The organism is Nocardiopsis sp. M1B1 (assembly GCF_052466615.1).
The window spans coordinates 5855005-5870233 of sequence record NZ_CP196194.1 but is presented as its reverse complement, the minus strand read 5'-3'; the positions used below and the strand labels follow the sequence as shown (position 1 = coordinate 5870233).

The window sequence follows — 15229 nt, the reverse complement described above, 5'->3', positions numbered from 1 at the left end:
CCCCCGGTCGCTCCCGCCCACCCTCCCGTCCCCTCCCGTCTTCCCGCTCCTCTCCGGGCGGCCGCGCCGCCCGCCCCCGTGCCGACGCCACCCGGGTCCGAGGTCCCGAAGCCCCCGAAAGGGAGAAAAGGTGACCGCACGCGACACCGGAACCGTTCTCCTTTCTCCGCGGGGCGAAACACGCGCCGGCGCCTCCTCGTCCTCCTTTCGGCTTTCCGCCACCCCCTCCGGTCAGGCATAACATAATAAATCACTGAAAAGGCTGCGGTGCGAACGCATGACGCCTATTCTCGTGATGTCCGCAAAGGACAGTTAGCCTGATTCGTCGCGGGCCGACGCAAGATCCGGCCCCAGCCTTCGCAAAGGACCGACGTGCGCTTCGACCAGCAGTTGCGGGAGATGCTCCAGACGCCGGGGGTGCGCAGTGCCTGCCTCGTCGACTGGCGGCGCGGGCGCGTCCTCGCCCACGTCGGCGCCGACGATCCGGCCGCGGACGCGGCGGCGATCCTCAGGGCCGTCAGGGAGGGCCCCCTGTGCGCCGACCAGCGGGTGGAGGACGTCGTCGTCACCGACACCGACCACCACGTGCTGTTCGCCGTCCTGGACGGCTCCGACCTGTGCGTACGGGTCCGGATGGGCCGCACGGAGGGCAGCCTCGGCTTCACCCTGCGGCGGCTGCGCGACCTGGTGCGCACGGCGAGGGTGCCGCCTCCCCGCGACGACACGGACCGCCCGCCCCGGCGGGACCTGCCCCGCCCCGCCGCGCCGGCGGTCGCGTCCGTGGACCGCAAGGTGCTGGAACGCGTGCTCACCGCGCTGCGGACGCTGTCCGTCGAGCGCCCCCGGCCGGTGGCCGCGTGACCGGTGGGCAGCCCCGCCGAGGCGCCTCCGGCCTGCGCCGCTGGATCGCCGACCGCAGGGCGCCGCGCCGACCCACGTCAAGGAGAGAGAAGGACATGCCGAACATCGAAGCCGGGCTCAAGGAGATGATGGAGATCGAGGGGGCTGTGGGCGCCGCCGTCGTCGACTACAGCAGCGGGATGGCGCTGGGCACCCTCGCCTCCACCAACACCCTCGACCTCACCGTGGCCGCCGCCGGGAACACCGAGGTGGTCCGCGCGAAGATGCGCACCATGGACCAGCTGGGGCTCAACGACGTGATCGAGGACATCCTCATCACCCTGTCCGGGCAGTACCACATCATCCGGCCCCTCACCAGCCGCAAGGGGCAGGGGCTCTTCCTCTACCTGGCCCTGGACCGCTCCCGGGGCAACCTCGCCCTGGCCAGGCACCGCCTCAAGGGCATCGAGGCGGACCTGGAGGTCTGACCGGACGGGCCGCACCGGCGCCCCCGACCGCCCGGAGGATTCCCAGCCGGGGAGGCGATGGGGCAGAATGCCGGTGTCCGCCCCCCGGCACCCTAGGGAGACAGCACATGTTCCGGGTCGTTATCAGCCGTCTCACCGACAACGGACTGCGCGTCACCCCAGAGCAGAAGGACACCGCCATGTCCGTCCAGGAGGCGGTGTCCTTCATCCGCAAGCACCTGCCCGGGGTGGACACCGCGGCCTTCGGCGACAGCGCGGTGCAGGGCTCCGTCAACCGGGTCAACGACTTCCGCTGCGACGTCTCGACCGCCGACGGGGGGCACTACCGGGTGGTCATCGCCCCGATGATCTGACCCCGCCTCACGGTCGAGGGGGATCCCCGGTACGCGCCGCCCCGCCGCCGCGCCTGGAGCCGGGTCAGTCCGACCCGAAGGCGGAGTCGAACGACGCCTCCGGCGGGTCGTAGGCGTGGGAGCGCACGAACTCCACCGCCTCGGCCGCCCCGACCAGCCGGTCCATGCCCGCGTCCTCCCACTCCACCGAGATCGGCCCCTGGTAGCCGATCGCGTTCAGCGTGCGGAAGCAGTCCTCCCAGGGCACGTCGCCGTGCCCGGTCGAGACGAAGTCCCAGCCCCGGCGCGGATCACCCCACGGCAGGTGGGAGCCCAACCGCCCGTTGCGGCCGTTGCCCACCCGCTTGCGGGCGTCCTTGCAGTCCACGTGGTAGATCCGGTCCCGGAAGTCCCACAGGAACCCGACCGGGTCGATGTCCTGCCACACCATGTGGCTGGGGTCCCAGTTCAGGCCGAAGGCCGGGCGGTGTCCCACCGCCTCCAGCGCCTTCTGCGTGGACCAGTAGTCGTAGGCGATCTCGGAGGGGTGCACCTCGTGCGCGAAACGCACCCCCACCTCGTCGAACACGTCCAGGATCGGGTTCCACCGGTCGGCGAAGTCGCGGTATCCGGCCTCGATGACGTCCTCGCCCACCGGCGGGAACATCGCCACGTACTTCCAGACGGCCGAGCCCGTGAAGCCCACCACGGTGGACACGCCGAGCCTGGCGGCGGCGCGGGCGGTGGCCTTCATCTCCTCGGCGGCCCGCTGACGCACGCCCTCGGGCTCGCCGTCGCCCCACACCCGCGCGGGCAGGATGTCGCGGTGGCGGTGGTCGATCGGGTCGTCGCAGACGGCCTGGCCCAGCAGGTGGTTGGAGATCGCCCACAGGCCCAGCCCGTGGCGTTTGAGCGTGTCCAGCCGGTCGCGCACGTAGTCGTCGTCCACGGCGGCCCGGGTGACGTCGAGGTGGTCGCCCCAGCAGGCGACCTCCAGGCCGTCGTAGCCCCACGAAGCGGCCAGGGAGCACACCTCCTCGAAGGGCAGGTCGGCCCACTGCCCGGTGAACAGGGTGACTGGTCGCGGCATGTTCGTCTCCTCCTGGAGTAGGGGGGTTTGGTGGTCAGTGGTCGTGTCCGTCGCCGGGGCCCTCCCCGGCGCCCTCCGGCCCCGCGTCCGCCTCGGCGCCGTCGGGCGCGAGGGCGCCGCTGTCGGGGGCGGCGGGCAGGTACAGGTGGACGTGGCCGTGCCCGGCGTCCACGCTCACCGCGTCCAGGTGCGTGGCCGCCACCGACCACGACACGACCGCCTCGTCGCGCAGTTCCATGGCGATGTGCAGGACGTCCATGCGCAGGTCCTCGTCCTCGATCAGGGCGGCCTTGGCGTAGGTGTCGACCGACATGGACAGCAGCCGGACGGAGGACACCAGGCCCGCGTGCGCGGTCCGGTGGGCGACGCCGGACTCGGGAACCTCGCCGAAGTGCACCGAGGCGGCCTGCACCTCGGTGCGCCAGGAGTTGACCACCGAGGCCTCGGTCAACTCCAGGGGCGGGTGTGATCCGTCGGTGGGCAGGAACTCCTCCATGTCCTCCACCACGGGGACGAGTCCCTCGTGGGCCGTGCGGGTGTGGGTGAGCAGCGAGCCGACCTGGTCGGCGTCGGGGTGGTCCGCGGAGGCCTGCGGCGCGGCGGAGGCGCCGTTCGCGCCGTCACCGCCGAGGAACACGGCGGAGGCGACGGCGGCACCGGCCACCGCGAACGACACCCCGGTCAGCCACCAGGTGGCGGGGGTGTCCGCCACCGGGTCCGGGAACTCGGAACCGGCGGCGGAGGGGGTCTTGTGAGCGGGCATGGTGACGTCTCCTCGTGGGGATGGAGCCGCCCTACCTCAGTCAGCGCTTTCCGGCGAGCGCGGCACCGAGCGGGGGTGGTGGACGTTTCCTCCTGGCCCGGGGGCACCGGCGGCCGTGGTGCGGACACGGCGGTCGGCTCCCGTCCCCCGTGGGGCCCGGCCGCGCCCGTAGGCGCGGACCGCGGACCCCGAGGAGCGCTGCCTACCTGCACGGCGGCTCCTCTCGTCGGCTCAGGGCGCGAAGGAAGGCCAGGCCGTCGACGGCGATCGCGTCCTGGGTCGCCGCCAACGGTCGCCAGACGGAGGCCGCCGTGGCGATGCTGGCATTGTCCGCCGTGAACGACTCGATCACCAGGGGGCCTCCGTACCCCGCGTCGTCGAGCGCGCCGAGGATCGCGCTCCAGTCCAGGTGGTCGGCCCCGGGGGCGCCGCGGTCGTTCGCGCACACCTGCACGTGCGCGAGCCTGCCCGCGGCGCGCCGCACGGCCGCCGCCACGTCCCGCTCCTCGATGTTCATGTGGTAGACGTCCAGGGCCAGCCCGCAGTGCTCCGCGGGCAGGTCGGCCAGCATCTCCAGCCCTTGGTCCACCGTGTTGAGCACGCTCGTCTCGTACCGGTTGAGCGGCTCCACCGCCAGCCGGACCCCCGCGGCCGAGCAGTGCCCGACCACGGGGGCCAGCGCCTCGGTCAGCTCCGCGCCGATCCCCGCCCGCTCACGCGGGGACATCCGCCACGTGCGGCCGACCGAGGAGTAGGCCGGACCGGCGGCGACGGGGGAGCCCACCGCCGCGGCCGCGTCCACGACCCGCCTGAGGTAGTCCTGCGTGGCCGAGCGGGTGGCCGCGTCGGTCGCGACCAGTTCCCGGCCCGGCCCCATGACCAGCACGACGCTGGCCGTCAGGCCCAGCCCGTCCAGCAGGGCCCGGGCGCGCCGGGGGTCCCAGTCGCCCGCGTTCTCCACGGGGAGTTCGATCACGTCGAACCCCCACTCCGCCACGCGGGGCGCGATCCGCTCCAGCGCGGCGTCGGTCAGCGGCGACGTCCACACCCAGGTGTTGACCCCCAGCGCGCGCATCTACCTGTCCGTCCAGGCCTCGGGGAAGCCCGGCAGGTCCTCGCCGCCGAACTTCGCGTAGTGCAGGGACGGCATCTCCGCGTTGCGCTCCAGGTACTCGTCCAGCTCGTCCTGGCGGATCGGCTCCTGGGGCAGGATCCACTCCGAGGGCACCTCCTCGCCGGCGAGGATCATGTCGGCGGCCAGGACCGGGGTCCGCCACTGGAAGTTGGAGTAGACGGGCGCGATCGCGGTGAGGTCCTCCTCCTGCCACTTGCGCATGAAGCTCAGCTCGTCCTCCCCGGAGATCACCGGGTAGGGCTGGCCCGCGTCCTCGAAGGCCTCCAGGGCGGCCACGGCGCCGTCCCCGGCGTCCATCCAGATGCCGTCGACCTCGCCGCGCTGGAGGTGCTGGGAGACCAGGTCCTTGATCATGGCGCCGTCGCCCTCGGTGAACTCGTGGCCGAGCACCTCCAGCTCGCTGTCGGCGAAGATCTCCTGGGCCGCCGCCCAGCGGTGTTCGAGCACGTCCACGCCGGGCAGGATGCGCAGCGCCAGCACGGTCGAACCGGGCTCCAGCTCCTCGACCAGGAACTCGGCCGCGTCCGCGCCGTAGGCGTAGCCGCCGATCGGGTGGATGAACGTGACCATGCAGTCGCTGTTCACGCCGCGGTCGAAGACCACGACCGGGACGCCGCTCTCACAGGCGGTCTCCACAGCCGGGGTCAGGGTCGCGGTGGTGGAGGGGGAGATGATGATGACGTCGCAGTCCCCGGAGTCCACGAAGGCCTGGATGTCGGAGATCTGCTGGTTGTCGTCGTCGGCGGCGTCCGACACCCGGAACTCGCCGATGCGCCCCTCCTCCTGGAGCGCCTCCACCTGCTGCTCCATGGTGATGAAGCCGGTGACGCGCCAGGGGTTGGACACCGAGGCGTTGGAGAAGCACAGCGTCGCGTCCTCGGGCGCGTCGTGCGCGAACTCCGAGGTGTCGATCCACTCGGGCTCGATCGCCTGGAGCCAGGGCTGGTCCTCGGGGCCCTCCGGGGTGATCTCGCGCTGTGCGAGCTGCGCCTCGAACTCGGCCTCGTCGAACCACTCACCGTCGGGGGTGAGTTCGGCGCCCGCCTCCTCGGGGGCGTCGGTGGGGGCGTCCGTCGTACACGCCGTGAGCGTCAGGGTCAGGCCGGCGGCGCCGGCGAGCAGCACGCGGGGGACGCGCATGGTTACCTCCTGGAAGTGCCGAGCGGCCGCTCGGTCGGATGGTCCGGTCGCCGTCGCAGGCGCTCCGGCAGTCGAAGGTCGCCCCGGCGGGCGGCGTAGGCCACCGCGGCGATGATGATGAGCCCCTGCACCGTGGGCTGGAGCGTCGAGGGCAGGTACAGCTGGTTGAACAGCGTGAACAGGGCCTCCACGGTCAGGGCGCCCAGGACGGCGGCGACCACGGTGCCGCGCCCGCCGCCCAGCACCACCCCGCCCAGGACCACGGCGGTGATCGCGGTGAACTCCAGCCCGTCGCCGACCTGCGCGGTGACCCCGGCGTAGCCGCCGATGAGGACGGCGGCGACGGTGGCCATGAGGGAGGAGCCGACGAAGGCCATCGTGCGCACCCGCCACACCCGCACCCCCGAGAAGGCGGCGGCGACGTCGTTGTCGCCCGTCGCCACGAGGGCGCGGCCGTAGGGCGAGCGCATGAGCACCACCGCGCCCGCCGCCAGCGCCAGGGCGATGAGCAGCGCCCACGGGATCTCGCCGAGGACGGGCACGCCCTCGATCCCCTGCCGCCCGAACACGCGGAAGGACTCCGTCAGCGCTCCGGTGGGCGCCCCGCCGGTCCAGTAGCGCACGGCGCCGAACAGGATGAGCATCGTGCCGAGCGTGGTGATGATCGACGGCACCCGCAGCAGCGTGGTCACCAGGCCGTTGACCAGGCCCACGACCAGGCCGAAGGCCAGCATGAGGCCGATCACCGGCCAGGTCATGGCCTCGTCGCCGTCGATGAGGCGGGCCGCGATCACCACCTGCGCGCCCACCAGGGACCCGACCGACAGGTCGAACTCCCCGGAGACGATCACCAGGTACTGGCCGATGGCCAGGATCACCAGCGGCGCGGCCTTCTTGGCGAAGGCCATCAGCGGCGGCCCCTCGAAGAAGGAGGGGTTCTGGGTGGCGATCACCACGAAGATCAGCGCCAGCAGCAGCGCGACGGTCGCCGTGCCGCCCCGGCCCAGCGCGGCCAGCGCGGCCAGCGGGCCCGGACCGCGCGACTCGTACCCGCGCGCGTCCTGGGTGGGGGTCGGGGTCATCGGCGGCCTCCGAGGGGTTGCGGTGCGGACCCCGTCCCGGGGTCCGGATCGGGGGCGGTCCCGGTGTCCGGGGCGGGCCGCGGCACGGGGGAGGACGGCGGCGCGCCGCCGGAGGGGAAGCGCGTCCGCACGGCGGAGCGCCCGCCGCGGGCGTAGACGGCCACGGCGGCGATGACGATGACGCCGCGCAGCACGTCCTTGACGAACGGGTCGACCGCCAGCACGTTGAACACGGTGTCGAGCGTGGCGAGGATGAGCACACCCGCCACGGTCCCGGCCACGCCGCCGCGCCCGCCGAGCAGGTAGGTCCCGCCCAGCACCACGGCCGCGATGGCCTCCAGTTCGTAGCCCCCGGAGTAGACGGTGGCGCTGCCGGTGCCGAACCGGGCGGCCAGCAGCAGGCCGGCCACACCGGCGGTGACCGAGCACAGCACGTGCGCGGTGACCGTGGGCACCCCGGAGCGGACCCCGGAGAGCCGGGCCACGTCGGCGTCGCCGCCGACGGCGTAGATGTGGTAGCCCATCCGGGTGCGGCTCAGGAACAGCACCGCCGCCACCGCCACGCCCAGCATGACCAGGGTGGAGACGGGCAGCACGCCGATCCGGGTGTAGCCGAAGGCCTGGAAGGCGGGGGGTACCGCCCCGGCCGGGCCCTGGAAGTTCGTGTCCAGGTAGCCCTTGATCACCAGCCCCATGCCCAGGGTGGCGATGAAGGGGTTGACCCGCAGCCCCGTGACCACCAGCCCGTTGACCAGGCCGATCAGCGCGGCCAGGCCGAGGGCGGCGGCCGCGCCGAGCACGATCCGGGAGGGGTCGCCCGCCATGGTGGTGGCCGCGACCACGGTGGACAGGGCGGCCACGTAGCCGACCGACAGGTCCAGGGAGCGGCACAGGATGACGAGGGTCATCCCGATGGCCAGGAAGCCCAGCAGGCTGCTGCGGGTGAGCAGGTCGACGGTGTTGGCGGTGGTGAACAGGTTGCCGCCCCGGGCGGCCACGAAGGCCGCGCTGACCGCGAGCAGCAGCACCAGGGCCAGGTAGACCAGCCCGGTGGTGCCCGTCCGGGCGCGCAGGCTCCGGAGGACGGAGGTCGGTGGGGGTGTCACGGGGCGGCCTCCTCGTGCCGTGCGGGGGAGCCGCCGTTGCCGGCCCCGGCGGCCGGGCCGCCCTCGGAGGCCGGTGGGGTGGTACCGCCCGGGCGGGGTGGAGCGGCGGCCGCGTCCTGCTCGGCGGCCGATCCGGTGGCTGGACCCTCCTCGGCGTCCGGGCCCTGCTCGGCGGCTGATCCGGCGGCCGGATACTCCTCGGGGACCGGTGCGGCGGCCCCGCCCGGGTGCGGCGATCCGGTGGCCATCGCCATGACCGCCTCCTCGGCGGCCCCGCCGGGCAGCTCGCCCGCCACCCGGCCGTCCCGCAGGACGACCAGCCGGTCGGACATGCCGATCAGCTCGGGCAGCTCGGAGGAGATGAGCACGATCGCCACACCGGCCGCGGCCAGCTCGCGCATGAGCCGGTAGACGGCCTGCTTGGCGCCCACGTCGATGCCGCGCGTGGGCTCGTCGAGCACCATCACGCCGGGTTCGGCCGCCAGCCACTTGGCCAGCACGACCTTCTGCTGGTTGCCGCCGGACAGGTACCGGACCTCCTGCTCCTGGCCGCCGCGCGCCACCAGCTCCAGGGAGGAGAGGATGCCGGGCAGCCGCCGGGCCCCGCGCGCCGAGCCCAGGGGCCAGACCGCGTCCAGGACCAGGCGGCCGTTGGCCGCCACCGACTGGTTCAGCGCCAGCCCCTGCGCCTTGCGGTCCTCGGTGACCAGCACCAGGCCCGCGCGCACCGCCGTGCGCGGCGAGCGCGGGTCCACCCGCCGCCCGTCCACGCGGACCTCGCCCCGGGTGAAGCGCTCGACGCCGAAGAGGGCGTGGGCGACCTCGGTGCGCCCGCTGCCCTGGAGCCCGCCCAGGCCCAGGATCTCGCCGCCGCGCACCTCGAAGCCGATCCCGTCCAGCTGGGTGTTGCCGCCTCCGGTGACCGACAGCCGCACCCGTCCCACATGCTCGCCGTCCGGCTCCAGGGGCTCGGGGAAGACCGCCGAGACCGGGCGCCCGACCATCTTGCGGACCAGCTCGGCCGGACCGATCTCACCGGCGGGGACGGTGTCCACGAGGTGGCCGTCCTTGAGCACGGTGATGGTGTCGGCCAGGTCGAAGATCTCCCGCATGCGGTGCGACACGTACAGCACCGCCACGCCGCGTTCGCGCAGGCGGCCGATGATCCGGTAGAGGACCTCCACCTCGTGGTCGGCCAGCGCGGCGGTCGGCTCGTCCATGGAGATGATGCGCGCGTCGTGCGAGAGCGCCTTGACGATCTCCACGATCTGCTGCTCGGCCACCGACAGCGACCGCACCCGGGCCCGGGGGTCGATGCCCTCCAGGCCGAGTTCGGCGAGCAGTTCGGCGGCGGCCCGCTCCATGGCCCGGCCGTCCACCAGGCCGCGGCGGCGGATCTCGCGGCCGAGGAAGACGTTCTCGGCGACGGTGCGGTCGGGCAGGAGGTTGAACTCCTGGAAGACCGTGGTCACGCCCGCGCGCTGGGCCTGGACGGGGTGCTCGAAGGAGACGGCAGCGCCCTCCAGTTCGACCGTGCCCCCGTCCGCCCGGTGCACCCCGGCCAACACCTTCATCAGGGTGGACTTGCCCGCCCCGTTCTCGCCGACCAGGGCGTGCAGCTCGCCGGGGTGGAGTTCCAGGTCGATCCCGTGCAGGACGCGCACGCCCAGGAAGGACTTGGTGATGCCGCTCATCCGGAGCAGGGGCGGGCCGCTCATGCCCCGTCCACCTCCGGCACGTCGACCCAGCGGCGTTCCCGCGCCGAGGTCAGGACGGCCTCGGCCAGCACGGCGGCGCGCAGGCCGTCGGCGAACACCGGCAGGCCCTCGGGGGCCCGCCCGGCGATGGCGGCCCCGGTGTCGGCCACGAGCGCGTTGAAGCAGTCCTGGTAGCCCTGCGGGTGGCCGACGGGGGTCGTGGACAGGCGCGCGGCGTCGGCGCTCAGCTCCGGGTCGTCGCGGCTGATGGTGCAGGTGCGGCCCCGGCCGCCCGCCCAGAGGGTCTCGGGCCGCTCCTGGTCGAACAGCAGGGTGCCCTCGGTGCCGGAGACCTCCAGCACGAGCCGGTTCTTGCGGCCGGGGGAGACCTGGCTGATGACGGCGCTGCCGACCACGCCCCCCGCGGTGGAGAACTGGAAGGCCACCAGGTCCTCGGTGGCCACCGAGCGCCCGGCGCGGGTGTCGTTGACCCGTGAGGTCTGGGCGCTGACCGAGGTGATGCGGTCGCCGGTGACGAACTCCAGCATGTCGCACCAGTGCGAGCCGATGTCCCCGAACGCGCGGGTGGGGCCGCCCAGCTCGGGGTCCACCCGCCAGTTGTCCTCGTCGGGGTACAGGAGCCAGTCCTGGAGGTAGCCGCCGTGGGCGAGGCTGACGCGGCCGATGGAGCCCGAGGCCACGCGGGCGCGCGCCTCGCGGGCCATGGGGTGGAAGCGGTAGGCGAAGGGGACGACGGCGACCCGGTCGGCCTCCTCCGCGGCCCGGACCAGCTCGCGGGCGGTGTCGGCGTCGGTGGCCAGGGGTTTCTCGCACACGACGTGCTTGCCCGCGGCCAGGGCGGCCAGGCTCAGCGGCGCGTGCAGGTGGTTGGGCGTGCACACGTGGACCACGTCCACGTCGTCGCTGCGGACGAGTTCGAGGGCGTCGGCGTGGGCCCGGGCGACGCCGTGCGCGGTGCGGAACTGCTCGGCCTTGCCGTGGGAGGAGCCCGCGACCCCGACGACCTCGCCTCCCGCGGCGCGGACGGCGTGGGAATGGACCCGCCCCATGAAGCCGGTGCCGATCACCGCGGCGCGGTAGGCGTTGGGGGCGGTCGACCCGGGATCGGCCGCCTCACCCAGGCTTGTGACCTTACTCACTGACATGCACCGAACGGTACGCCGGACTTCTGTCGATCGTCAAGCAAAAGTCGTAGGATCTATCTGCAATAGACGGATGACGGACAGTCAATAGATCCTGTGCTTCACTGTTCGCATGACGGAAGACGCGCTGACCCACACGGAGGGACGACCCGGTACGGCCGTCGCTCCGACCACCGCACCCGGTGCGGGCACCCTGCTCCGACTCCTGCGCGACGGCCGGCCGCGCACCCGCTCGGAGCTGGCCTCGGTCACAGGTCTGGCCCGCTCGACCGTCACCCAGCGCGTGGACGCCCTGCTCGCCAGCGGGCTCATCGGACCCGCCGGCGAGGCCGTCTCCACCGGGGGCAGGCCGCCCACGACCTTCTCGTTCCAGCCGGACGCCCGCGTGGTCCTGGCCGCCGACCTGGGAGCCACCCACGCCCGCCTGGCCCTCACCGACATGTCGGGGACCGTGCTCGCCGAGGAACGCGCGGACCTGGACATCGCCCTGGGACCCGAGCACGTCCTGGACTGGGTCGTGGAGCGGGGCCGGGGGCTGCTGGAGGGCGCGGACCGGCGCGTGGACGAGCTGCTCGGCCTGGGCATCGGCCTGCCCGGCCCCGTCCAGCACACCACCGGGCGCGCGGTGAACCCGCCGATCATGCCGGGGTGGGACAACTTCGACGTGCCCGGCTACGTCCACGACCGGCTCGACGTGCCGGTCCTGGTGGACAACGACGTCAACATCATGGCGATCGGGGAGCACCACACGGCCTGGCCCCAGGCCAGCCACCTGATGTTCGTCAAGGTCGCCACGGGCATCGGCTGCGGCATCGTCAGCGAGGGCAGCGTCTACCGGGGCGCGCAGGGCGCGGCCGGGGACATGGGGCACATCCACGTCCCCAGCGGCGACGAGCGGCCCTGCCGCTGCGGCAACACCGGCTGCCTGGAGGCCGTGGCCAGCGGCGCCGCCCTGGCCGCCGCGCTCACCGCCGAGGGGGTGCCCGCGAGCGGCGCCCGCGCCGTGGTCGAGCTCTCCCGCAACGGGTCCGTGCCCGCCCTGCGCGCGCTGCGCCAGGCGGGCCGCGACATCGGCGAGGTGCTCGCCGCGTCGGTGAACATGTTCAACCCGTCGGTCATCGTCATCGGCGGCGCGCTCGCCCTGGCCGGGGACCACCTGCTCGCCGGGGTGCGGGAGATCATCTACCAGCGGTCGCTGCCGCTGGCCACCGAGCACCTGAGCATCGTCTCGTCCGTGGCGGGCGAGAGCGCGGGCGTGGTCGGCGCGGCGGTCATGGTGATCGAGCACTGCCTGAGCCCCGAGCACGCCGACGCGCTGATCAACGGCTGAGCCGGGCAAGGCCCGTGGTTCCGGACGGGGACCTCAGGGCGGGACCCGGGCCGTGCCTCGGCGCACGGAGCCGCCTCGGGACGCGGGGCGCTGGAGTGCGGATGCTCCGTCAGGTCGCGGACGCCACAAGGGTGCCGCGGAAGGGAAGAAGCCCCGAAAGGGAGAACGCGCGTCCGGTGCGTCCGAACACCCGTCGGTTCGGCCGCGCGGCGGTCGGAACACCGATTCCCGGGCGGAAACACCGGAGTCCCCGGTGCCCCTTGTCGGCCTTTCGCGGAAAAGGAGATCCGGCCGGTCCTGGAGGGCGGGGACGCGGCCGGATCTCCGCTTCGCGGCCCCGGAGGACGGCCGACGTCGGGCGGCTCGCCGCGGTCGTGCCGCGCACGGGCGCCGACCCGCTGGCCGGCAGCGTCTTCCGGGGCCTTGGGGGAGTGGGGGAGAGCTGAGAAACGGCAGAAGGGGCGGGGTTTTCCGGGCTTCGAGGCGCGCGGGCGGGCGCGGCGCCTCCGGAGGGCGGTTTCGGCGGTTCCCTTTTCTTTTTCCTCGCCTTTCCTGTGCTTTGTTTTTTCCCGTGTGTGCGCGCCCCGAAACACCTGCCGCCGTTTTTACCGGTGTTTTCTTTCGTGCGCTCCTGCTCCGTCCCGATGGAAATTGTTTTTCTTATTTGTCGCAAAAGGGAGGATGAGGAGTTATGCGGATCGGGTGACGTTTTCGGGTCGGCTGCGCTCATGTGGCCCGCTTGGCGGTGCTTCGTCGCGTCGACTCCCGCCCTCTGCCGGGCACGCCTCCGCCCGGGCCCCGGGCAAGCGGAAGGGGGCGGAGCCGCTCGGCTCCGCCCCCTCGTGCGCCTCGGGTCAGGGAGCGCCGCTCTGGTTCCCGGGGTCACGGGTCACCCGGTCCGGTCGCTCGCCGGGGCCGTACGGCCGGTCGGCCCGACGGTGCGTCGGCCGCCCGGCGTACCGGTCACCCGGCGTGCTGGTCTCCCGGAGCCTGGCGGCCGTGCCGGTCCCGCCTGGCCTCCTCCGCCTCCGCGTCCATCTCCTGGGCGCGGACCTGCTTCCTGCGGTACTCGCCCTGCTTCACGTCGGGCAGGATGCCCTCGTGCCGCAAGGCGGGCTCCTCGCCCTGCACGGGCTCCCTGGGATCCACGGCCTGCGTCTCGTCCCTGGGCTCCGGCTCGGGTTCCCCGACCGGCCTCACGGTCGCCTCGTGCGTCGTGTACGCCGTCCGGGCGTTGCCCGGGGTCCGGCCGCTCAGCGTGGAGGCGCGCCCCACGCTCCGCAGCAGGGTGATGATCGCGATGCCCGTGACCAGGTTGATCACGGACGTGCTGACCTGGCTCGACGTGTCCACGGGCTCGCTGAACGGGGCGACGGCCGCAATCGCCGTGACCAGCCCCAGGATCCACCCGAAGAACTTCATCGCCCGCGGGGCGCTGAGCAGCAGCATGTGCATCAGCCCCGTGGCCAGCAGCGCCGCCACGGCGGCCATCAGCGCGTAGACCACCGTGCTCGCGTCGCCCAGCGTCCCCGCGTCCTCCGGTGCGAGCACCGGAACTCCGAACACCCCACGGAACACCAGGGCGCCCGCGAAGATCACCAGCGCCGCCACCACGGCGGTGGCCATCCCTCCGTACCACAGCCTCGTGGTGTTGACGGGTCGTTCGCTACCTATCTCGGTCATGCCAGTACCCCCAGATACTGTGCCTCTGGGCCGATCCCCTACCCCGCATGCACCCATGTACTACGGGTGACCGAGAAAACCCGCGTCGTGCCTGGTCACGCGGGACGCCCTGGGGCGCCGGGGAAAACGGTCACGCCCTCCCCGGCGTGTCGGGGCCCCTCCCCGGGCGTGCTCCGGCGCCGCTCCGCTCCGGTCCCGCGTACGTGGAACACTGGAGTACATGTCTCACTTCGCGCACGCTCGCGTCGACCTCGACGCGATCTCCCACAACGCGCGGGTGCTCCGCGAGTCCGCAGGGGGCACCCCGCTCATGGGTGTGGTCAAGGCCGACGGCTACGGGCACGGCATGCTCCCGGCCGCCCGCGCCCTGATCGCGGGCGGCGCGACCTGGCTGGGCACGGCCTTCATCGGCGAGGCCCTCCGACTGCGCCGCGCCGGACTGACCCTGCCCGTCCTGGCCTGGATCATCCCGCCCGGCGAGCCGGTCGCGGAGGCCGTCGAGGCCGACGTCGACCTCGGGGTGAGCGACCGCGCGGTCCTGGACACCGTGATCGCCGAGGCCCGCCGCCTCGGCCGCACCGCCCGCGTGCAGCTCAAGGCCGACACCGGCCTCAACCGCGGCGGCGCGGGCCCCGCCGACTGGGGCGCCCTGACCGAGGCCGCCGCCCGCGCCGAGGACGAGGGGCACCTGCGCGTCACCGGCGTGTGGTCGCACTTCGCCTGCGCCGACGAGCCGGGCCACCCCTCCGTCGCGCTCCAGCTCTCCCGCTTCCACGAGGCCCTGGAGACCGCGGACAAGGTCGGCCTGACCCCCGAGGTCCGGCACATCGCCAACTCGGCCGCGCTGCTCACCCTCCCCGAGGCCCGCTTCGACCTCGTCCGGGGCGGGATCGCCAGCTACGGCCTGTCCCCGATCCCCGGCCTCACGGGGACCGGGCTGCGGCCCGCGATGACGCTGCGCTCCCGGCTCGCCCTCACCAAGCGCGTCCCCGAGGGCAGCGGCGTCTCCTACGGCCACCGCTACGTGACCGACAGGGAGACCACCCTGGCCCTGGTGCCGCTGGGCTACGCCGACGGGGTCCCCCGCGCCGCCACCAACCGGGGGCCCGTCCTCCTGGGCGGACGCCGCCGCGCCATCGCGGGAACAGTCTGCATGGACCAGTTCGTTGTGGATGTCGGCGACGACGCCGTGGAGGCCGGCGAGTACGCGGTGCTCTTCGGCGACCCCGGGGACCACCCGGACACCCCGACCGCCGAGGACTGGGCCCGCATCCTGGACACCATCCCGTACGAGATCGTCACCCGGGTGGGGCCCCGGGTCCCGCGCGAGTACGTCGGCGGGGAGGCCTGAGCGGCGGCGGGAGTCTGACCGGTCATCGC

14 protein-coding genes are annotated in these 15229 nt (G+C 73.4%); 5 read left to right on the top strand and 9 right to left on the bottom strand.

From position 1 onward, the window contains the following. Window positions 1-372 precede the first annotated feature (372 nt). The 3 genes from ACSTA4_RS25420 (at window position 373) to ACSTA4_RS25410 (ending at window position 1681) form a co-directional block, all read left to right on the top strand. On the top strand, window positions 373-861 hold the full coding sequence (locus ACSTA4_RS25420) for a hypothetical protein (RefSeq protein WP_212642732.1): 489 nt from the start codon (window positions 373-375) through the stop codon (window positions 859-861). A 95-nt stretch (window positions 862-956) separates the two neighbouring features. After that, window positions 957-1328, top strand: a complete 372-nt coding sequence (locus ACSTA4_RS25415; protein ID WP_212642733.1) for a hypothetical protein — start codon at window positions 957-959, stop codon at window positions 1326-1328. A gap of 107 nt (window positions 1329-1435) precedes the next feature. After that, the gene (locus tag ACSTA4_RS25410; protein ID WP_248772090.1) at window positions 1436-1681 is read left to right on the top strand and encodes a hypothetical protein; all 246 of its coding nucleotides are present in this window, start codon (window positions 1436-1438) and stop codon (window positions 1679-1681) included. A gap of 64 nt (window positions 1682-1745) precedes the next feature. On the opposite strand, the gene ACSTA4_RS25405 is transcribed toward ACSTA4_RS25410, so the two are convergent. The 8 genes from ACSTA4_RS25405 to ACSTA4_RS25370 all read right to left on the bottom strand — a co-directional run bounded on the left by ACSTA4_RS25405 (window position 1746) and on the right by ACSTA4_RS25370 (window position 10833). Further along, entirely contained in the window at window positions 1746-2750 is a 1005-nt protein-coding gene (locus ACSTA4_RS25405; protein WP_416023503.1) for a sugar phosphate isomerase/epimerase family protein, read from the bottom strand. Between the two features lie 34 nt (window positions 2751-2784). After that, complete coding sequence (locus tag ACSTA4_RS25400) at window positions 2785-3513, bottom strand: hypothetical protein (RefSeq protein ID WP_444961294.1); 729 nt, start codon at window positions 3511-3513, stop codon at window positions 2785-2787. A 202-nt stretch (window positions 3514-3715) separates the two neighbouring features. Continuing rightward, on the bottom strand, window positions 3716-4588 hold the full coding sequence (locus ACSTA4_RS25395) for a sugar phosphate isomerase/epimerase family protein (RefSeq protein ID WP_444961293.1): 873 nt from the start codon (window positions 4586-4588) through the stop codon (window positions 3716-3718). Continuing rightward, window positions 4589-5788, bottom strand: a complete 1200-nt coding sequence (locus tag ACSTA4_RS25390) for a substrate-binding domain-containing protein (RefSeq protein ID WP_444961292.1) — start codon at window positions 5786-5788, stop codon at window positions 4589-4591. A 2-nt stretch (window positions 5789-5790) separates the two neighbouring features. Then, on the bottom strand, window positions 5791-6870 hold the full coding sequence (locus ACSTA4_RS25385) for an ABC transporter permease (RefSeq protein ID WP_444961291.1): 1080 nt from the start codon (window positions 6868-6870) through the stop codon (window positions 5791-5793). Then, window positions 6867-7976 carry an ABC transporter permease subunit gene (locus ACSTA4_RS25380; RefSeq protein ID WP_444961290.1) on the bottom strand — a complete coding sequence of 370 codons (1110 nt, stop codon included), beginning with the start codon at window positions 7974-7976 and terminating at the stop codon, window positions 6867-6869. The genes ACSTA4_RS25385 and ACSTA4_RS25380 overlap by 4 nt, the downstream gene beginning before the upstream one ends. Next, window positions 7973-9694: a sugar ABC transporter ATP-binding protein gene (locus ACSTA4_RS25375; RefSeq protein ID WP_444961289.1), complete on the bottom strand. Its 1722-nt coding sequence runs from the start codon at window positions 9692-9694 to the stop codon at window positions 7973-7975. The genes ACSTA4_RS25380 and ACSTA4_RS25375 overlap by 4 nt, the downstream gene beginning before the upstream one ends. Continuing rightward, a complete protein-coding gene (locus ACSTA4_RS25370) occupies window positions 9691-10833 on the bottom strand; it encodes a Gfo/Idh/MocA family protein (protein ID WP_444964274.1) in 1143 nt (380 codons plus the stop codon). Before ACSTA4_RS25370 ends, ACSTA4_RS25375 begins: the two co-directional genes overlap by 4 nt. Window positions 10834-10948: 115 nt before the next feature. On the opposite strand from ACSTA4_RS25370, the gene ACSTA4_RS25365 reads away from it, so the two are divergent. After that, window positions 10949-12166, top strand: a complete 1218-nt coding sequence (locus tag ACSTA4_RS25365) for an ROK family protein (RefSeq protein ID WP_444961288.1) — start codon at window positions 10949-10951, stop codon at window positions 12164-12166. A 963-nt stretch (window positions 12167-13129) separates the two neighbouring features. Here the strand turns inward: ACSTA4_RS25365 and ACSTA4_RS25360 are convergent. Further along, window positions 13130-13849, bottom strand: coding sequence for a DUF6069 family protein (locus ACSTA4_RS25360; RefSeq protein WP_444961287.1), 720 nt, complete (start codon window positions 13847-13849; stop codon window positions 13130-13132). Between the two features lie 220 nt (window positions 13850-14069). Here ACSTA4_RS25360 and alr point away from each other — a divergent pair, with 220 nt between their 5' ends. Continuing rightward, the gene (gene alr, locus ACSTA4_RS25355) at window positions 14070-15200 is read left to right on the top strand and encodes an alanine racemase (RefSeq protein WP_444961286.1); all 1131 of its coding nucleotides are present in this window, start codon (window positions 14070-14072) and stop codon (window positions 15198-15200) included. Window positions 15201-15229: the final 29 nt, after the last annotated feature.